Source organism: Eubacterium sp. BIOML-A2 (genome assembly GCF_009680135.1).
Classification (GTDB): Bacteria; Bacillota; Clostridia; order Lachnospirales; family Lachnospiraceae; genus Faecalicatena; species Faecalicatena contortus_B.
This window is the reverse complement of sequence record NZ_WKZK01000082.1, coordinates 1-20,531: the sequence shown is the minus strand read 5'-3', so window position 1 is coordinate 20,531 and position 20,531 is coordinate 1. Positions and strand designations below refer to the sequence as shown.

Annotated in this window: 16 protein-coding genes; 12 read left to right on the top strand and 4 right to left on the bottom strand. The window is 45.0% G+C overall.

Annotation, left to right across the window (positions count from 1 at the left end):
• The first annotated feature begins 50 nt into the window (after positions 1-50).
• Positions 51-461 (top strand): flippase-like domain-containing protein, encoded by a 411-nt coding sequence (locus GKG43_RS21315; RefSeq protein WP_129879927.1) that lies wholly within the window; start codon positions 51-53, stop codon positions 459-461.
• Between the two features lie 453 nt (positions 462-914).
• Here GKG43_RS21315 and GKG43_RS21310 read toward each other — a convergent pair whose 3' ends face one another.
• From GKG43_RS21310 to GKG43_RS21300, 3 genes are all read right to left on the bottom strand, one after another.
• The gene (locus tag GKG43_RS21310) at positions 915-1,172 is read right to left on the bottom strand and encodes a spore coat protein (protein ID WP_025657179.1); all 258 of its coding nucleotides are present in this window, start codon (positions 1,170-1,172) and stop codon (positions 915-917) included.
• 12 nt (positions 1,173-1,184) lie between these two features.
• On the bottom strand, positions 1,185-1,367 hold the full coding sequence (locus GKG43_RS21305) for a hypothetical protein (RefSeq protein ID WP_025657180.1): 183 nt from the start codon (positions 1,365-1,367) through the stop codon (positions 1,185-1,187).
• A 183-nt stretch (positions 1,368-1,550) separates the two neighbouring features.
• Positions 1,551-2,291 carry a gamma-glutamyl-gamma-aminobutyrate hydrolase family protein gene (locus tag GKG43_RS21300; protein ID WP_025657181.1) on the bottom strand — a complete coding sequence of 247 codons (741 nt, stop codon included), beginning with the start codon at positions 2,289-2,291 and terminating at the stop codon, positions 1,551-1,553.
• Positions 2,292-2,563: 272 nt separating this feature from the next.
• On the opposite strand from GKG43_RS21300, the gene GKG43_RS21295 reads away from it, so the two are divergent.
• A complete protein-coding gene (locus tag GKG43_RS21295) occupies positions 2,564-3,562 on the top strand; it encodes a dipeptidase (protein ID WP_129879925.1) in 999 nt (332 codons plus the stop codon).
• A 46-nt stretch (positions 3,563-3,608) separates the two neighbouring features.
• Here GKG43_RS21295 and GKG43_RS21290 read toward each other — a convergent pair whose 3' ends face one another.
• The gene (locus GKG43_RS21290; protein WP_129879923.1) at positions 3,609-5,171 is read right to left on the bottom strand and encodes a glycosyltransferase family 39 protein; all 1,563 of its coding nucleotides are present in this window, start codon (positions 5,169-5,171) and stop codon (positions 3,609-3,611) included.
• Between the two features lie 187 nt (positions 5,172-5,358).
• On the opposite strand from GKG43_RS21290, the gene GKG43_RS21285 reads away from it, so the two are divergent.
• The 10 genes from GKG43_RS21285 to GKG43_RS21240 all read left to right on the top strand — a co-directional run bounded on the left by GKG43_RS21285 (position 5,359) and on the right by GKG43_RS21240 (position 20,412).
• Complete coding sequence (locus GKG43_RS21285) at positions 5,359-6,456, top strand: polysaccharide pyruvyl transferase family protein (RefSeq protein ID WP_129879921.1); 1,098 nt, start codon at positions 5,359-5,361, stop codon at positions 6,454-6,456.
• A gap of 41 nt (positions 6,457-6,497) precedes the next feature.
• Positions 6,498-7,685 (top strand): glycosyltransferase, encoded by a 1,188-nt coding sequence (locus tag GKG43_RS21280; RefSeq protein WP_173020137.1) that lies wholly within the window; start codon positions 6,498-6,500, stop codon positions 7,683-7,685.
• A gap of 89 nt (positions 7,686-7,774) precedes the next feature.
• Positions 7,775-9,526, top strand: coding sequence for an S-layer homology domain-containing protein (locus tag GKG43_RS21275; RefSeq protein ID WP_129879918.1), 1,752 nt, complete (start codon positions 7,775-7,777; stop codon positions 9,524-9,526).
• A gap of 17 nt (positions 9,527-9,543) precedes the next feature.
• Positions 9,544-10,950 carry an MBOAT family O-acyltransferase gene (locus GKG43_RS21270; RefSeq protein ID WP_129879916.1) on the top strand — a complete coding sequence of 469 codons (1,407 nt, stop codon included), beginning with the start codon at positions 9,544-9,546 and terminating at the stop codon, positions 10,948-10,950.
• Between the two features lie 13 nt (positions 10,951-10,963).
• Entirely contained in the window at positions 10,964-12,361 is a 1,398-nt protein-coding gene (locus GKG43_RS21265) for a hypothetical protein (protein WP_129879914.1), read from the top strand.
• A 26-nt stretch (positions 12,362-12,387) separates the two neighbouring features.
• Positions 12,388-13,188, top strand: a complete 801-nt coding sequence (locus GKG43_RS21260) for a hypothetical protein (RefSeq protein ID WP_129879912.1) — start codon at positions 12,388-12,390, stop codon at positions 13,186-13,188.
• 168 nt (positions 13,189-13,356) lie between these two features.
• Positions 13,357-15,351: an S-layer homology domain-containing protein gene (locus GKG43_RS21255; RefSeq protein WP_129879910.1), complete on the top strand. Its 1,995-nt coding sequence runs from the start codon at positions 13,357-13,359 to the stop codon at positions 15,349-15,351.
• A gap of 25 nt (positions 15,352-15,376) precedes the next feature.
• Entirely contained in the window at positions 15,377-16,441 is a 1,065-nt protein-coding gene (locus GKG43_RS21250; protein WP_173020136.1) for an S-layer homology domain-containing protein, read from the top strand.
• Positions 16,442-16,555: 114 nt separating this feature from the next.
• On the top strand, positions 16,556-18,481 hold the full coding sequence (locus tag GKG43_RS21245) for a DUF5722 domain-containing protein (protein WP_129879906.1): 1,926 nt from the start codon (positions 16,556-16,558) through the stop codon (positions 18,479-18,481).
• Positions 18,482-18,516: 35 nt separating this feature from the next.
• Complete coding sequence (locus tag GKG43_RS21240; protein ID WP_129879904.1) at positions 18,517-20,412, top strand: S8 family serine peptidase; 1,896 nt, start codon at positions 18,517-18,519, stop codon at positions 20,410-20,412.
• The last annotated feature ends 119 nt before the right edge of the window (positions 20,413-20,531 follow it).

Genomic DNA, 20,531 nt, shown 5'->3' with positions numbered 1-20,531 from the left:
AAAGCTCTCTTTTCGTAGCCTTTCACCCTTCATTATCATAGAAGAATCTTATTTACAGACTTTTCTTCACAGTCTCGCAGAAAAAAGCAATCATCGTGCGTACAGAGGCCCGCAGCCTCCTAAAAAACAAGAAGCTATTATTAGACCTGTTCATCCTGAATTTCCTAAAACTAAGCGCATGGTATCTCATCCCCGTCACCATCTTCCACCTGCTCAATTCCTCAGAACTCTCACTATACATGGCCACGGCCGCAATGATGACCGCCCTGTCAGGAGTCATCCCCGCCCCCGGAGGAGTAGGAGCCGCAGAATTTCTCTTCGTCCTCCTGTTCACCCCGCTAATAGGAAAAACACAATCCGCATCCGCAATGCTGATCTACCGCTTCGCAACGTATATACTGCCTTTTATTTTAGGAGCTATCGTAGCAGCAACAACCCACAGCAAAAAAAATCCTGCATAGCCAGTCCCAATCCGCCTTCCCCGTATGCTAAAAAGCCCCGTACAGGGGCTACTCCCAACCGGATGCACTCAGCTGAGTGGGAGACAGGCAGGGGAATATTTGGGACTGTCTATACCTTTTCGAACTCCATCGAGAGCGCTGTTAGAATCCGTTAGAGAAAAAAAGGGAGCATGAAGGCAATTCCTTCATGCTCCCTTTTTTTCTTTAACGGATTCTCCGCAAACGGACAGGAGTTGAAAAGCATAGACAGTCCCAAATGTGTTACTATGCACGGTCTATGGGCCGTACATAGTAACGGCATCTGGCTCATTTAAAGTCGCCTGTGGCGAGGAGCCAGATGCCCGCCCCCATCGCTTTGCTGGCCCGGATGCAGTGCAGCAAGGTGCACGGCCCCGTGAATATTACCCAAATGTTCCCCTGCCTATCTCTCACTCAGCGCCCACGTCCCGCCGCTTAAAAAGTCTTAGGCTGTGTTAAGATTGATTTTACGTGTTCTACTTCCTGCTGTGATGCTTTCTGAGCCGGTACATAGTAACTTTTTTCTCTTGCTACCTGATAGAGTTTCTCCTGAGACATCTCACATTCGTTGCGGATCTGTTTCAGGCATTGTTTTAATTCCTTGTTTTCAGTCTGTGGAATCATGTCGCCAAACATTTTCAGTTCTCCGTTTACTCCGACTAAGGCATCGGATACCATTGTTTTTTCATTCATATTCGTCACCTCTTATAAGAATTTCATCAGTTCCTGTTTGTTTTTCATTGCAGAATCAGCTGCATCCTGGAAAAGTTTTTTAACCTCAGGGTCTTCAGCCTGTGATGCATAATCAGTCATTTTGCAGTGTGTTGTGTCATAGCCGCCAATCAGGTGACGTAAGTTTTGCAGATCTAATACAGAAATTTCGGACATAATCTGACCTCCTTTGAGAAATAATATTTTCGAAGATTATTATGTCCGCGGCATGAAAAATTATACTTGGCCGGTTATTACGGTATATATTGACAATAAAGCTGCTGTAAAAAAATTTCCAATAAACAGCATTAAAAAAACAAAGTCTTTTTAGAGATAGACTAAAATATGACATAAATGGTATTATTTTTCCAGGGACTGCTGTTCTATCGGTGCCGGAGGCCTGAGTCTTGCATGCAGAATAAATTCTGAAAACAGTTCGCGCATTTCAGGAGACGTGCGGTACATACACTCCGGATGCCATTGCACGCCAATTGCAAATGGATGCGTAGGCATTTCGATGGCTTCAATGGTTTTGTCCGATGCATGTGCACATGCGGTCAAATTTTTGCCCAGCATGCCAACTGTCTGATGGTGGAAACTGTTGACATCCAGGCGGGAGCCGATGTATTTCCTGAGCTGTGTCCCTTTTTCAACCTGGATTTTGTGGCTGACTTCTGCGCGCGAGTAGGACTGCTGCATATGGTTGAGCGGACGGCCGGGCTGCAGGGAGATATCCTGATAGATCGTACCGCCGCAGGCAACATTGTATACCTGCATCCCCCGGCAGATAGAAAAGACAGGTTTCTTTGTGGTCAGAACAGCCTTCATGAGCCGGATCTGAAATAGATCCAGCGTAATATCGGTTTTTCCGATCCCATTTTTGGGCTCTTCTCCAAATAAAAGAGGCGTAATATCATTTCCCCCGCAAAAGAGAAATCCATCGCAGAAGGCAATATATTCCTGGATTGCGTGGTCAGACCTGATCAGAGGCAGGATAAAGGGCAGCCCGCCGGAGTATCTGACAGACTGAATATAAGTATTAGTCACGAACTGCCTGTCGTCCATGAGGCCGCAGACAACGATTCCGATTTTCGGTTTCATAAGCACTCCTTTTTCAACATAGGATAATTCAGACAGGATTACGCCCGCCAAAAGTAGTGGTTATAGAGTATGTAAAAAAGTGGTAAAATATACCTTGCCGTGCAGTTTTACTGCAAGTCCGCCCGCAGGGCATGAGTTACGGTGTGCCCTTGGGTATACTTTGCCGTGCAGTTTTACTGCACGTCCGCCCGCAGGGCATGAATTACGGTGTGCCCTTGGGTATACCTTGTCGTGAGTATGTGAAAATATTTTAAGTGTGAAGGGAATGGTGAATGATGGGATTAATAGATATGCATTGTGATACGATCAGCAGGCTGATGGATGCCCCCAAAGGAGAGTGCCTGGCTGTGAATCAATTTAGTATTGACGTGGGAGGGATGGAAAGTGCGGGGACACTAGCCCAGTTTTTTGCATGCTTTGTAAATGCAGTATCCTTTGAAAATAAGAATGTACATACAAGAGGGACGGAGCCGATTTCATCGGAAGCATGGGAGCGCGCATATTTGGCGGTACTGGCCATGGCAGACAGGTTAGAGCAGGAGCAGAATGAGAAAATACGGGTTGCACATTCTGCAGAGGAAATAACAACAAATTCCATGAATGGAGTGATATCTGCCGTAAAAACGGTCGAAGAAGGCGGAGTTATTAAAGGCAGTCTATCGAGGATTGATGAGCTTTACAATAAGGGTGTCCGGCTGATTACGCTGACGTGGAACCATCCGAACTGCCTCGGGTATCCGAATTCCCGTGACAAAAGTATAATGGAGAAGGGGCTTACAGAGTTTGGATGTCTTACTGTGGAACGGATGAACGAACTTGGAATGCTTGTAGATGTGTCTCATCTATCAGACGGTGGATTCTGGGACTGTATAAGAATCAGCAAAACACCGGTCTGTGCCTCCCATTCCAATGCCAGAGCTCTCTGCGGCCATCCCAGGAATCTTTCGGATCATATGATCCGCGCGCTTGCGGAAAACGGCGGTGTGGCAGGGCTGAACTTTTATCCGGCGTTTTTGACCGGAAGAGATGAGGCCGTATTAGATGATATTGCCCGCCATGCAGTGTATATGATACGCTGCGGCGGTGAAGACGTGGTTGCTATAGGAACGGATTTTGACGGTTTTGAAAATAAGGCACGTGACGGGTGGATCGGGCATGTGTGCGAGATGGGCCTGGTGTGGGATGCCATGAAAAAGAGAGGCATTACTGAGCGTCAGCTGGATAAAATCATGTCCAGGAATGCGCTTAGGGTGATACGGGATGCCTTGTAAAATTATACACAAGGGATCCCCCGAAATACAAACACCGGGGAAATGGTTATTCCAGCAGATACCCTTTCGCATAATGACTGTCTGTGATATGGGTATAACCGGAATAAGATGGATTTTGTTTCAGCAGATTCTGGAGCAGTTCCTCTTGGTTTTCCAGGATATCCATGATGTAAACAATCACGGGTTTATCCTGATAAACCGTCGTATCCGTATAAACATCTAAGTTTTCAGAAGATAAAAATGTTAGCGAATTATAGTTTATAGCTTCATAATAAAGGGTATGGTTCCAGAAATTCACCCCGTCATTGACAATAATACAATCCAGCCCGGCATATTTTTTTGCAGTCTCAACAGACAGCTCTGTTTGTTTTTCAAAATAAGTCCAGTCGCATCCCCAATAGCTGAGGAATATACACCCCATGGTCAAAAGAACCGAAATGGTAAAGCGGAGGTTCTTATCTCTGAAGAATGTACGGACTGTAAAATCAATCAATCCGCTTATTAATAGTATTAAGACAGGATATATTGGAGAGATATATCTATCATAATGGTAAACGGCAATCTTAGAAACCAGTAGAAAATAGCAGACCGCAGGAAACAAAAGCATACCCCAAAGGCATCTGTTTTTGATAGCTGCCCTCTTATTTATATGTAACCGGCAGACGAGCGCGGCAGCAAAAAGAAAGAGGATAATATAGAGTATATTCCCGGTCAGATTGTTGTTTATAATTTGTAAGAAGTCTCTGAGGCTGTCAATATAACCGAAGGAAGACGCCAGATTATCCAGTGATTCTTTCCCCCGGTAACCGGTGAAGATATGTGTGATCATAGCCGGGAAGATGAAAACTGCGGCAGCCGTAGCAGCCAGAGTCTCCGCAAGATAAAGCAATGCGGATTTCCAGTGTCTTCGAACGAGAAGCGAAATGCCAAAATACATTCCCTGCAAAAAAAGGAAGATAAAAAAGTAATAATGTGTCAGCATGCCGGAGAGTATGGCCAGGGGATAATAAATAAAAAAACGTAATGGCTGATCTTCATAATACTTCACATGAAGCCAGGTCAAAAGCGTAGTATAAAACATTAGCATCGTATACATACGCAGAAAAGTATTGATTTGCAGTAGGCCGCCTGCCAATGCACAGAATAATGCGGCAGTCATAGCCGAAGTGCGCTGCATGGCCAAGCGTTTCATCGTAAGGTAAGTCAGGAATATAATGCCGCTGAAAAAGGCAATATTGATGACACCCGCAAACCATATGCTGAATTTTGCCGGAAAAAAGCTGCATACAGTATGAAGGATTACGTAATAAAGTGGGGGGTGTACATCGGCGCTCTGTTTTTCCCATACATTCCCGTATGAAAAAACATTGCCCGGCTGTACAGCCATATAGTCCAGAAATGGCTGTGCAGGGTCATCGTAGGTCTTCCCTAAATCTATATGCATAAAGATGTCATCTCCGGAATAATTACTGAGCCCATAGCTGTAATACTCATCTACATGCATGCCCTTTTTTAATGAAACTGCAAAGACTGTGGCACAAATTCCGGCAAGCATGATGAGGCTCATGATAAAAAATGTTGTTCGTTTGTTTTTAGGCACAGTAGTCATTTTTTAAAACTCCTTCTATTACTTTTATCATTATGGGAAGATTATAAAGGAGCAGTAAAAAAAATGCAACACGCCTGGTAATTTTGTCGAGGAGAGATTGCCTGAAAGAATAGTAAATGTTATAATTAAAAATCAGTAGGCCGGGTTTACGGAATATGATAAGACTTGAAAATGGAGACAAAAATTTATGAAAAAAGTATTTATCCATGCCTATGCGGCGGGGAACCTGGGAGACGATCTCTTGATCCGGATATTGTGTGAGCGTTATCCGAGAGTTCAATTTAGAATATTTGCGGATCACACTTACAAAGAGCGTTTTAAAGATATCTGCAATTTGTCGGTATACTCACCAGAAGACCGGTATGTTCGTGTAATGGACCGCATTGCCGGCGGAGTCAAGCATACTGACAGGGGATTTTGGAAGTGGATGCTGAAAATATCTTATGCGACGATCCATATCGGGGGATCTGTTTTTGTACAGCATCAGGATGATTTTGCAGACGCATACCGTCTGGATGCAGAGCTTTGTGCCAGGAGCAAAAGAATCTTTGTAGTTGGAGCAAATTTTGGCCCTTATGAAGATGAACGGTATCTGGAAAGTTACAGAGAACTGTTTATAAAGTATAAAGGAATCAGCTTCAGGGACAGATATTCCGCCGGCCTGTTCCCTGAACTTCCGCAGGTTAGATATGCACCTGATGTTGTTTTTAACTATCATGCTGCAGCTGTGCAAAAGCAGAAGCATCAGGTTCTTTTTTCTGTTATTGATATGAAGAACCGGCATGGAAAATGGGGGATCAGCCAGTACGATATGGCTTATAAAAGATTTATTGCCAGACTTGCAGACGGATACTTAGAAAGAGGGTATGAAGTTAAGTTCATATCATTCTGCAGATTTCAGGGAGATGAAGAGGCCATAAAGGAAATTCGGGAGTTAATGGGAAATCCTGATAAAGACCGGGTTACGGAATGCTGTTATGATCAGAATCTCCAGGAATGCATAGGGTGTTTTTCGGAATCTGAAATTGTAATTGGGACGAGATTTCACAGTATTATACTGGGATGGCTTATGGGAAAAAAGGTTCTTCCAATTATTTATGATCTGAAAACAAAGTATACTCTGGAGGATAATGACTACCCGTTTTATCTGCAGCTAGACAACCTGAATTCGGATGTAGAGGAGCTGATAGGGAAAGTGGACAAGCTGAAACCTCCTGAGAAGGAGAATCTAATTGCAGAGGCAGCCGGACAGTTTGGGGCACTGGACCACATTTTAAGGGGATGAAACAGGAAGTAAATATACAAAAGTTATATGGAGAGAACGGAATGGGAAATGAGTTAGTTAGTGTACTGATGGTTAACTATAACCATGAGGATACGATAGGGGAAACAATTGAGAGTGTTTTGAGACAGGACTATCAGAACATGCAGTTCATTATTGTGGATGACGGTTCCACAGACAGTTCCTGCAAAGTGATTAAGAGCTACAAGGATGAGCGGATTGAGTTATACAAGCTGGAGAAAAACCGGCATATCTGTTACGCTACGAACTATGGGTTTCAAAAAGTAAAGGGAGAATTTCTTGCGAGGATAGACAGCGATGATATCTGGTATCCGGATAAGCTGGAACGGCAGATGGATTTTCTTCGCTCCAATCCGGACAGGGACATCTGTTTTTCATGGATTGATTTAATTGATGAAACGGGACGAAATATTAATGAAGAGTGCAGGGAAATGGTGGAATTGTTTGAAACAAGTTTCAGGGGGCAGAGCGACTGTCTCCACACCTTTTATTTTCTGGGGAACTGCCTGTCACATCCTTCTGTGCTTATGCGGACTGGGATTATGAGGGAAACAGGAGATTTCGACCTGGGATATATGCAGTCTCATGATTTTGATTATTGGGTTCGTATTGCTAAAAAGCATCCGCTTTATGTGATGCCCGAGAGGCTCCTTGCCATGCGCAGGTTTATGGGGGAAGGAAAGGAGAATATAAATAACAGTAATCAATCGGACATCAGCAATACAAGATTTTTTAACGAATATATGGATATCCGTGCCCATTTCTTTGATGGGATGGACGATGGGCTGTTTTGCGATACATTCCGCAATGACTTTGTTTGCCCGGATTCAGAGACAGATCTGGAACTGGAGTGTGAAAAGGCTTTTCTGCTCTGTCGTCCTATACTTTCAGAACAGGCTGTTCCGGCAGCAGGAATAAGACGTTTCCATGAATTATTACGGAATCAGGATGCAGTGCGGCTGCTTGAAGAGAAATATCAGTTTACGGTCAAAGATTTTTATCAAATGACGGGCGGTCATCTTTTCTGTGATAGAATGTGGAATGAGAGACTGCACCGTAAATCAGAAGAGTGTTCCCGGATTCAGGCAGAAAATGACAGACTGCGGGCTGAGATCAAGCGGCAGAGAAAAGAGATCAAAGACTATGCGGAATCAACAAGCTGGAAGGTAACTGCTCCTCTGCGCGCAGCAGGGAAAATGTTGCATAAATAATGTAATAATTAGTAGGAGGGAAATTGTGTGCCAGGCTTGACCGTTTATTGGAAAATGTGTAAGATATATAAGGAATAGGAGGAGATGGAATGAAGCTTACTAAAAAAACTACTGCTTTGTTGCTTACACTGGTTATGACAACCTCTCTGTTCGGGGGAACTGCGCTGGCTCAGGATGATATAACGGGCCATGAATATGCAGTTGGCCAGGCTGTGGTGACGGAAGGCACCCAGGAGCCTGATGATGTCCGGGGCAACGAAGCAGCAGAGAAAATTGAACCGGGCCAGCCCACAGGTGAAACTGATGAACTGTCTGATAAAGACAGCCAGACAGCAGAAGGACAGCCCGGAAAAGAGGAGGATGCCATAACAGGCATTTCCGAAACTGATGAGATAAAAGAGGACACTGAAGAAGCAGATCTTCGGGAGGAAGAGGAGACTGAAGAAGCAGATCTCCAGGATGGGGAGGAAGAGGACACTGAGGCCCAGGCAGAGGCAGAACCATATATCAGTACATACAGCATTGGGGCAGAAGTGTTCAGTGATGTCAGAAAAAGTGACTGGTTCTATTCTTATGTGTCCTATGTATTGAATAAAGGTATTATGACCGGAATGGGAGATAATATGTTCTCGCCGTCCTCTGAACTGAGCAGAGCACAGTTTGCGACTGTACTGTATCGGATTGATGGAAGGGAGGATGTTTCCTATTCCGGTCGTTTTCCGGATGTACCGGATGGAACTTTTTTCACGAAAGCAGTTTTATGGGCAAGCAGGGATGAGGTGGCAGTCATCAGTGGCTATGAGGACGGAAGATTTGGTTCTTCTGATATGATCACAAGAGAGCAGCTGGTTACGATGATGTACCGGTATGCACAGTATAAGGGCTGTCAGCTGGAAAAAGGAAAATCCCTGAATTCCTTCCCGGATGCGGCTAAGGTCAGCAGTTTTGCAAAAGAGAGCATGCAGTGGGCTGTGGGCAGCGGTATAATCAAGGGAGACCAGGGCAGCCTTAATCCGCAGGGAAACACGAGCAGGGCGGTTTGTGCAACGATTATCCAGAGATTCTGCGAGACGTTTCTGCCGGGGCAGCTTCCGGACATTGAAATCAGTGCAGGCGTCGGGAAAGTAACTGTCAGCAATTCCAGTAAAAAGGACGGGACATTTAAGGTTACAGTATCGGATGTGACAGCATCTCAGGCCATCCGCAGAGTGCAGGTTCCGGCATGGTGTTCCGATGACCAGAGTGATTTATACTGGTATACTGCAACACGGCAGTCAAACGGAACTTATGCTTTTACAGGGGATGTAAAGAACCATGGCTATCATGTTGGTACCTATAAATTACTTGTATATGTCGAGCTGGAGATGGGAATCCGTCTGAAGGCAGGGGAACAGAGCGCTAAAATCGAAGGCTCAGCGGCTAAGATGCGCGTGGACAGACATGTAGAGAATGTTTACAGCGAGGTCGGAAAGGATCTGAATGCCTGCTACTGGTGGGTCGTGAATAATGTAAGTTATTATACGCTGCCGATTCCGCTGGATCCGCCGGAGGGTTTTACAAGGACCCAATGGTACTCTATCTGGGCTTTTGAACAACACCGAGGAAATTGCTACTGTTATGCAGCCGCCTTTTATTTCCTGGCTAAAGGGCTGGGTTATGACGCTGAATTCGTAGAGGGGCAGGTCGGTATGGCATCCGGAGGTTATGGGCCTCATGGCTGGGTCGTGATCAATATAGATGGCGCATCTTACATATGCGATCCGGAAGCTCAGGCAGAGATTGGCATATATAATTTCTATATGCAGCCAATCAACAGCCCGGTATTGCAGTATCGGTGGTAGAAAGGAATTAAACATCTATGGTGTTCAGCTCAATGGTTTTTATGTGTGTATTTCTGCCGGTAGTTCTAGTGCTGTACTATTTGCTGCCGACTCTGCGTTTAAAGAATTTTTTGTTAATCATTGCTAGTCTGCTGTTCTATGCTTACGGGGAACCGGTCTATGTACTGCTGATGATTTTCAGTATTATCATCAATTATCTGTTTGGCAGGACGATGGCAGCAGCAAACAGAAGTTTAAAAAAAGGGATGCTGGCATTATCGGTCTGTGTAAATCTGGGATTTCTGGTGGTTTTTAAATATGCGGATATGATGATAGGTACGGTCAACCGGCAGTGTGGTATGGCGATACCGGAAGTCCGCCTGGCGCTGCCTATCGGTATTTCATTTTTTACCTTCCAGGCAATGTCGTATGTAATTGACGCTTACCGGCAGGATGTTAAGGTACAGAAAAATCTGTGGAATATGATTCTATACATCTCATTTTTTCCACAGCTTATCGCTGGGCCTATCGTTAAATACCATGATATAGAAAAGCAGATTACGGACAGGTATGCCGATCTGAAAGAGATTGCAGAAGGAATGCGCCGCTTTATCATAGGATTAGCCAAAAAGGTTCTGATCTCAAATACTGTGGCAGTGGCTGCAGACGCTCTGTTTGGGACTCCGATAGGGGAAATTAATATTTTCTCCGCCTGGATTGCCGCTATTGCCTATATGCTCCAGATTTATTATGATTTCAGCGGCTACAGCGATATGGCAATCGGGCTTGGGCATATGTTTGGATTTCATTTCCTGGAGAATTTCCGGCATCCGTATGTGTCTGGGAGCGTACAGGAGTTTTGGCGGAGATGGCATATATCTCTGTCTACCTGGTTCAAAGAATATCTGTATTTTCCTTTGGGAGGGAATCGGAAAGGAAAACTGCGGACCTGCCTTAATAAGATTATTGTTTTTTTTGCCACGGGCCTGTGGCATGGTGCGAACTGGACCTTCGTGCTATGGGGGCTTTGGCATGGGGCATTTCTTCTTCTGGAAGAGATTCTTCCTATTAAAAAACTACCGAAAGTATTCCGCCATCTGTACACTCTTTTAGTTGTCTGTATGGGATTTGTCATGTTCCGGGCGGATACCATTACCCAGGGAATTCAAATGATCGGGAAAATGTTTACGGGCTGGGACTTTAGTGCCGGGATGATAAACGTGGCGGTCAGCCAGATGAATCCGCTGTTTGACTTGACAGTTGTTCTGGGAGTGGTTGGAAGTATACCGCTTTTGGATAAGTTCAGGATGCTGTCGGAAAAAGCAGGCGGCAAGGGCAGGGCAGCAACTGCCGCAAGCTATGCGGGAAGTTTTATCTTGCTGCTGCTTTGTATGCTGAGCCTTTCCAGCGGCACATATAATCCTTTTATTTATTTTAGATTTTAGGAGAATACAGAAGATGAAAAATAAGAGATATCTGATATTTATCATACTGGTCTGGATTGTCCTTATAGTTCCCTTTGCCGGGATGACATTTTGGCCGACAAATACTACCTCTGAGAATACGGTTCTGGCAGAATGGCCGGCGATAAAAAATGAAGATGGATGGAATAAGGACTATTTATCTGAAATGGGCGAATATTTTGAGGATCACTTTGCTTTCAGGCAGTATTTTGTTACTGCAAATGCAGTAATACGAAGCAGAACGGTTAAGAGCCAGGCGACGGAGCAGGTGGTTCTTGGGACGGATGGATGGCTGTATTACAGTGGCACACTGGACGACTATCAAGGCAGAAATCTGCTGTCGGATAGGGAATTGTTTAATATTGTCCACAATCTGTCACTGATCCAGGAATATGTGGAGGGACAGGGCAGTACATTCCGCCTGACCATAGCGCCCAATAAAAACAGCCTCTACAGTGGAAACATGCCTTATTATTATCGGAAAGGGGGGACGAATAATATTGCCATGCTCAGCTCCAGGCTTCTGGCTGCAGGAATTCAGTATACAAATTTATTTGATGCTTTTAGATCCCGGGATGAGGTATTGTATTTTGAAAGAGACTCCCACTGGAACAACCGGGGCGCGGTACTGGCATATAACACGCTGATGGATTCTATAGGGCGGGAACACGAGACCTATCTGAACGTCCCTTATGAGATCCAAAAGGTGCATACGGGGGATATCGATGAAATGCTGTATCCGCTGGCTGCCGAACCGGAAGAAGAATATTTCTATGACAAACAGCAAAGTTTCAGTTATGTGAATGACGTGACCGATAATATGGACGAATGGATAGAAACGGTGAACCCTGATAAACAGGGAAGCATACTTATGTTTCGGGATTCCTTTGGAGAGAGTCTTCTTCCTTTTGTAGCAGATGAGATGGGAAAGGGGTATTTTTCAAGACTGGTTCCCTATAATCTGACACAGATAGAAGATCTGCATCCGGATTATGTCGTGATTGAAAAGGTTGAACGTAATATCAAAGACTTTATCGAGGATGTTCCAATTATGGAAACGTCCCAGGCAGAAGCAATATTTGCCCCGGAAGCTGTGACGGACTCCACAATAGAGACTTCAAAAGAAGGTTCGTATCTGCTGATAAAGGGTAGCATAGATGAAAAGTATATATCCGGGGACACAGAAATTACAGTATCTGTAAGAAATAATCAGACAATGGAATCCAGAACATATAAAACATTTTATACAAAGACAGAAGAGGGAGACGGAAACGGGTATCAGCTATACATAAAGGGAAGCTCTGTACATGCCGGGCAACTCCATATTAATACAATTGTTACAAATAAAGGCCAGTCTTTTATTGTGGCCGGCAAAGATATACAATGGAACTAAGAAAAAGGACATTAGGAGGAAACAAGATGAAGAAAGCAGTGATCTGTCTGTTGATGGCAGTTTGTCTGTGTGCGGCAGCTGCCGGATGCAGCAAAAAAAATGAGGTTACAGAGAAAGAGGATAAAAAGCAGAGCATAGAAACAAAAACAGACGACAAAGAGGAGAAGGAAGAATATAAGGTGATCGGCACGAAGACAGATACGTCCTATGAAGTGCTTATGAAAAACAGTACCGGGAAAGATGTGACAGGGATTTCCATTAAGACATCGGATAAAACAGAATATCCGGCAAATATGATGAAATCAGATCAAGTTTTGAAAAATGGTGAGACGGCACAGCTTTATTACACGCCCGAGAAGACGGCGGATGCAAATGCGGCAGCCACGGACAAAGCCATTAATGTGGTTTACAATGTACAGCTGACTATGGCGGATGACAGTAAGCTGGAGTTGAGTTCGCTTGGCTTTGACGATATTTTGAAGGATGTAGAAATCTGCTTTGAAGATGATGTTGTATTTGCAAAATATGCAAGCAAGGCATCCGGAGATGAAGTGAGTACAAAAGAACAGGAACTTGGCGTGAAAGCACAGAAGGAAGTCCAGGCCCAGGCAGCGGCAGAAGCGGAAGCAAAAGCAGCAGCCGATGCACAGGCAGCGGCTCAGGCAGCTGATGTGCAGAGCGGTGCACAGGAGAATACAGACGATTATACAGACTATTCTTATGCAGAAGAGACACCGCAGGCACCTGCTGAGGATCCGGCGCCCCAGGAAACGGTGCCGGAACAGTCAGCAGATAATTGCCTGGATGGAGTCGTGATTAATCAGTAAATGTGATGAATAATCTGAATATATGGTAAATTATGGGGGATTCATGTATGCATTTCGGTCTTGCGTAGGAGGTGAAGATACGTTATACTGATGGCATGGGATGTAAGAGGGGGACAGGTTTTGACCTGCAGCTGCAGTGTGACAAAAGACAGAGAGGAGTATACGTAAATGAGAAAGCAGAGGAAGACACTGCTGTGTATTCTGAGCCTGTGTATCTGCTTATTTGCAGGCATGTGGGGCTCATTTGACGTACAGGCAGAGGAGTACGAAGGCCGACCCATAACAGGCATGGATGAAGAGGGAAACATCTATGAGATAGAGCCTGAGGTAGGGCTGGTGGAGGAGGAAATCACAACATTTGCCAACAGCAGTGAGAAGATTGTGAATTTCAATACCAAAGGGAATGCGGTGACAGAATATACCGAAGTTGGTACAGGCGATGCAGGTTATACCAATGGAGCTTCGGGCGCAGATGCTGCATACCTGGGAGAATCGGGCGGGAAAGTAAAGTTTATGCTTTCAGGCGTGATAGGAGAAGTAAACAAAAGTGAAGTACAAGTGTTGAATAAATCATCGGCAAAGTCGTTGAGTTACTACACTGTATCAGGCGGATGGCTTGTACATAGAATTACAACAAATTTGAATAGCAGTAATTATGCAGGCAGTATTCGCTGTGGACGCGCTCCGTCTTTCCTGGCGGAGGGCAGTACATATTATAGTTATGACGGCCATTATTTTTATGCTTCAGATAAATTTGCGGTAATGCTGAATGATTATAAAAACAACAGCAGGAGCAGTTCCATTAATCCGGGCAGCCCATATTATAACTACTTTCAATATCTGCCTATGAGAAGCCCCAGTTCTTATTCTTCGGCGTCTATGGATTCCCTAATTGCAAGTGAGACCAGAACCGAGTCTAAGATGCGTGGAATAGGATCTTCCTTGGTAAGCCATCAGAATACATATGGAGTGAACGGCCTGCTGACGGCAGGAATTGCGGCAAATGAAAGTGCATGGGGAAACAGTAATCTGGCACTTACAAAGAATAATATTTTTGGAATAAATGCAGTGGATTCTAATCCGGATGATGCATTTTCTTACGCAAGTATAGATGTTTGTATCAAAGCATTTTCTGAAACTTATATGTCAAAAGGGTATTTAAATCCCAAGGACTGGCGTTATTTCGGCGGCTTTTTAGGAAATAAGGCCAGCGGTATTAATGTGAAGTATGCTTCAGATCCGTACTGGGGAGAAAAGGCTGCAGCCGCGGTCTGGTTCCTGGATGAAGCGGGTGGAAATCAGGATCAGAATGTATATACAATTGCAATCAAAGATACCATGGCGAACAGCCATCAGAATGTACAGGTAAGAGCCGAGAGCAATGCAGGTTCTACGGTTCTTTACTCAACAGGTACTCAGTCCAACACATCACTGCTGATTTTAGATAATACATCACAAAACGGTTTTTACAAAGTGATAAGCGATGGTGTGCTGAACAGTTCCCGAACGGGACTAGACGCTTCTTCAGGCAAATTCGATTTCAGCAGCATGTATGGTTACGTTGCAGCTGATAGTATCGTTATTGTTAATAAGGGGACAAACCTGGCAGGTGTTGACAGGTTTATGGATGTGGATGGAAGTGCATGGTTTTATGAGTATGTGAAGTTTGTATACGACCGTGGCATCATGACCGGTATGGATATGTTCAGGTTTGGACCGGGAGAAGATTTAAGCCGCGCGCAGTTTGCAACAATTCTCTACCGTATGGCCGGTTCTCCTTCTGTATCATACAGCAATGTATTCCCGGATGTGCAGGACGGATATTTCTTTACATCTCCGGTGTTATGGGCCTACGGCAATCAGGTCATAACCGGTTATGAGAATGGAACATTCGGCCCCGGAGATCTCATTACAAGAGAGCAAATGGCGGTGCTGATGTACCGGTACGCAAAATACTGTGGACTAGATACAAAGGACAGCGCTGATCTTAACAGTTTTCCGGATGCAGGCAAAGTCAGCGGATTCTCCCAGGAAGCCATGAGGTGGGCTGTGGCCGCGGGACTGATCCAGGGAGATCAGGGAACCTTAAATCCACAGGGAAATGCCAGCCGTGCACATTGTGCAACTATTATTACGCGGTTCATGCAGAAGTATGGACTGTAAGACACAAGGAACAAGGAGGAAATGTATGAAAGTAACGATGAAAAATGTCCTTCTGACATTTGCCCTGGTGATGTTTGGAGCCCTGATTGCGGGATTCAATTCCAAGGCTGCCGGAAGAGTGGGCATGTCAATCTCAACGGAAGGTGAAGTGGCGGCTGACAAGCAGGTCACATTTGACTTAAATGTTGAAAATGGAACTTCTGATATTACTTATGAAACAGGGCATCTCGCACTGGGTATCTTTTCTCTTGACCCAAAGGATGACGTGAGCAGCTTTCAGTGGACTGCAGACAAGGCAATCATCGTTAATCCTAACGACGCATCGGTTGCCGCAAACGCTGAAAAAATGGCACCTAAAGGTGAACTTAAGCTGAAGTTCTCCGGAACCCTTCCATCTACGTGGGATAAGGAAAGCTGCATGGCTGTTATGGCAATCAGCCTCAGGGAGGACGGCAACTATGAGTTGATAGAGATGGCATTATATGGTGACCTGCCATATACGGACGTGACACGTCAGGACTGGTTTGTAAATTATGCAACAATGCTGTATAAAATGGATATCATGACCGGTATGAATGAAACGACCTTCGGGGGAGGGGAAAAGGTGAGCCGTGCGCAGTTCGCTACCATACTCTGGAGAATGGCAGACATGCCGGAAGCTGTATATGATGCAAATAGATTTCCTGATGTTCCGGATGGAGAATTCTTTACAAAACCCGTGATGTGGGCAAGCGATAAAGATGTTAACATTATTACAGGATATGCGGACGGAAAATTTGGAGCAGGCGATGAGATTACCAGGGAGCAGATTGCAGTTATGATGTATAGATATGCCCAATTTGCTAAACTGGACGTTTCAGCTGTGGGGGATTTAAGTGTATTTCCGGATGGAAAAGACGTGAGCGGATTTGCTGTTGATGCTATGAAGTGGGCGGTAGGAAGCGGACTGATCAGCGGAAATGGTGATGGAACTCTGAATCCCCAGGGAACTGCTGGAAGAGCAGAGTGTTCCGCAATCATCAGCAGATTTATGATGAGCGCAATTGGTACATTTGACAGCCAGGCAGAGGCTTTCGCATTAGAGCAGTAGAAAGACATTTAAGTATCAGAATATGAAACAGACATGATTTAAGATGAGGCAGCGATACGCTGGAAGGCGGCATTGCGCCTCATTTTTGCAGGGCATAAATAAGGGGAGGCTTAAATGAAGAAAGCAAAAAGAATAGTCGCGGGATTTCTGGCACTCGTGCTGTTGATGGGGATGGGCGTATCAGAGGCGGGAGCAGAAGAGCCGATGATTGAGAAGCCCTATCTGGGATTGGATCCTTCTACGGTTATTGATAGTGAGGCAGAAGTGCCTGATGTACCCGATATGGAGGCTTACAGTGGGAGCAGTGCGGTTATTCAGATGGAGGGGTCTAAAAAAGGGATTCATGGGTCAGAATGGATGTCAGCCGGAGCAAAAGGGATGGTTGGTGTTAAACATGTGCTGCTGAACCTGGGCATCACTCAGTTTTTCTCGAATGGTGATACGGAGTATACATACAATGGAAAAACCTACATGTTTAATTCTAATTATTCGAAAGGATTTGAGAAGACAGTACGCGCCCTGAATGCAAAAGGGGTTACTGTAACGACTGTACTTCTGGTACAGGATGACAGAGGTCTGAAAGAATGGGAAGACTTGGTCTATAACTCGGAGCGGGGCCACAATTTTTATGCATTGAGTACAAAGACCGAGGAAGCGAGGGACACATGGAGTGCGCTTTTTGGTTTTCTGGCCGAAAAGTTCGGACAGCCCGGCTGTTTTATTGAAAACTGGATACTGGGAAATGAAGTAAATATGCCTTCCGCTTATAATTGGACCGGTACTCTAAGCCCGTCTACCAATGCAAAGGTATATGCGCAGTCTTTTATTTTGCTTTATAACGCACTGCAGGAACAGAATGTACAGCGTCAAGGTGTGGCAGATGCGAAGGCATACATTTCGCTGGACAGAAGCTGGAATAATAATGGAAATTATACAGGTATAGGGGCAAAAGATTTTCTTGACAGATTTGCTGCAGAATTGAACGTATTGCAGCCAGATGTGAACTGGTGTGTTGCATTTCATCCCTATGCGGTTGTGATGGATCCGACAAGTAATAAGTTTACAGAGTCTGAGAAACTGTTATGGGGAAATAATAAATACACACCGAATAATCTGAACGCACAATTTGTTACCGCGGCTAATCTAAATGTACTGACGGATTACGTGAAGAATACTTACGGTGCACAGCATAGGATTATCTTGTCTGAGCAGGGGTTTGATGCTAAGGGCGGAGAAGACTATCAGGCGGCCAGTCTGGCATATACTTTTTATGCCGGACAATTTAATGACATGGTCGATGCAGTTATTTTCAGAAGCTGGGAGGACAATCCAGATGAAATGGGCCTTCAGCTGGGCATTCTGGGAAGAAAGGCATATCAGGTCTTTAAGTATATGGATACGAATATTTATGGCGGGGCAACAAACCAGTGTTTGAATACAATTGGAATCCAGAGCTGGAAGGATATTGTAAAAGGGTTTGATATGCACGGAATGGGGTACAGGGACGTATCTTATGACAGCTGGTATCTAGATGCAGTAAAAGCAGTTAACGATGCCGGATGGATGACTGGATTAAATGAAACTAATTTTGGTGCAGGAGAAAATCTTGGAAGAGGACAGTTCGCGACCATACTCTATCGCATGGAGGGCAGCCCTCAGCAGGGATATGTCAATAAATTTATCGATGTACCGGATCATCATTTTTTCTCAATCCCGGTCAGCTGGGCAAACAGTATTGGAATTATTACAGGTTATGGACACGATAATTTATTTGGTACAGGCGATAATATTACCAGAGAACAGCTCGCAACACTGATATATCGTTACGCACAATATAAGGGGAAGGATACAGACGGAAGGGCAGATATGGGAAGATTCAGCGACGGAAAAAATGTAAGTGGATTTGCAGCGGAAGCCATGCAGTGGATTGTGAGCGAAGGAATTATTCAGGGTGAAGGGACGAACGGCCAGCTGAATCCGCAGGGACAGGTCAGCAGGGCCGTATGCGCAACCATTATTCAGAGATATTCCGGATTGTAAATAATGAATAGAATTGAGAAAGCAGTGGGAAGTCTATGTCAAAATGTAGGAAGGCAATAAGAGATTTAAGTCTAGTATTTATGACAACCATTATGATCCTGAGCAGTGTAATTACCGTTTACGGGACAGATACAGAAGGCAGTAGAACCGGTAGCGCTTCCTATGTGCCGGGTGAAGTGCTCGTCTTGTATAGGGAGGATGTCTCAGAGGATCAGGCCGAGGTTATGGCTGAGGAACAAGGGGATGAAGGGATTGAGTTAATATCCGAGACTGCAGAGGGAAACATTGGGGTAGTTTCTGTTGCAGAAGATTCATCTGTGGAAGAGGCCATGGAGGTATATGCTGCCGATGACCGTGTTGTTGCGGTATCGCCAAATTATGAACTGGAGCTTTTCAACGACACGCCGGTAAACGACAGTTATTTCGGGAGGCAGGCTTATCTGCAGCAGATCAGAGTGCCTCAGGCCTGGGAGATCGTTAATCAAAAAGAACACAGCAAAGTAAAGGTCGCAGTCCTGGATACGGGAGCTGATATTGTTCATCCGGACTTAAAAAGCGTGCTGGATCTTGACAACAGCAGAGAGATATTGAATTTAAACGGATCCATGGGACCTCTTCAGGGAGATGGATATCAGAATGGTGTCTATTCTTCCGGGGGAGGGCATGGGACTCATGTCAGTGGGATTATTGCGGCACAGGCCAACAACGGCGAGGGAATAGCCGGTGTCGGAAGTGCTCTTGACAATTCCGTTGTGGATCTGATGGTAGTAGATGTATTTTCTCAGGATCAGAAAACGAGTGTGTCATATGTTCTAAAGGGATTGGAATATGCCAGAAATGCAGGGGCCAAGGTGATAAATCTGAGCCTGGGTATGAGAAAGTCAGAAATCGGTTTGTATGATGATCTGCTTAGCAGGATGTGCCGCAGTCTTGCGGATGAAGGAATCATCATCATATGTGCCGCAGGTAATTATGGTACTGGAGATAACGGGAGTATCAACGTAATTCCTTCGGATTATGACAGCACAATCAGCGTAATTGCTGTTGACAACAATATGCAAAAAGCAAGTAGTTCCTGCTATGGTTCCCTGAAAGACATATCAGCGCCTGGAGTAAATATCTGGAGCACACTTAAGGGCGGCAGTTATGGAAATATGAACGGAACATCCATGGCAGCTCCGGAAGTGGCGGGAGTTGCCGCTATGATGTGTTCTCTAAATCCGGAGCTTTCGGTAGAAGAAGTAAGAACAATACTACAAGTTACAGCCACAGATATAGGAACGCCAGGCTATGATATTTATACAGGGGCAGGCATTGTAAATGCGCAGAAGGCAGTGGAAAGGGCAGCATCATTTTATGGGGGTGAAGAGGAAGTTACGCTCCCTTACAACGATATAAAGAAAAACGACTGGTTTTACGATGCAGCCGTCTATATGTACAAAAATAAAATAATGACAGGCCTTGAGCCTACAGTCTTCGGTGCGTCCGAGAAAGTAAGCCGGGCACAGTTTGCTACAATTTTGTATCGGGCATCAGGAGAAAATAAAATACCGTTTACAGCCAGATTTCCGGATGTAAAAGACGGCCAGTTTTACTCAGAATCAGTAACATGGGCTGCAGCCCGTGGAATTATCACAGGATACGAAAACGGAACATTCGGCCCCGGAGACTTCATTACCCGTGAACAAATGGCCGTCCTGCTTTACCGTTATGTGCAATACCTCGGCGCTGATACGTCCAACAAAAACAGCCTTTCTCATTTCCCAGACGCCTATTCTGTAAGCCCCTTTGCGGAAGAAGCAATGCAGTGGGCCAACGCAGAAGGTATTATTACTGGTAATGGAGATGGAACACTGGCTCCGACGGCATCTGCAGATCGGGCGGCTTGCGCGACAATGATGATGAGGTTTATAAAGCAAATCGGGATTTAGCGACGAGCTTTAGTCTCGGCGCGGATGGGGGACGCCAAGCGAACTGTAAGCGGCAAGCCCTCCGGCCTGTATGGTCGGTTTAAAATCCTGACCGCTTAACGAAGAAGCTCTAAGAGACC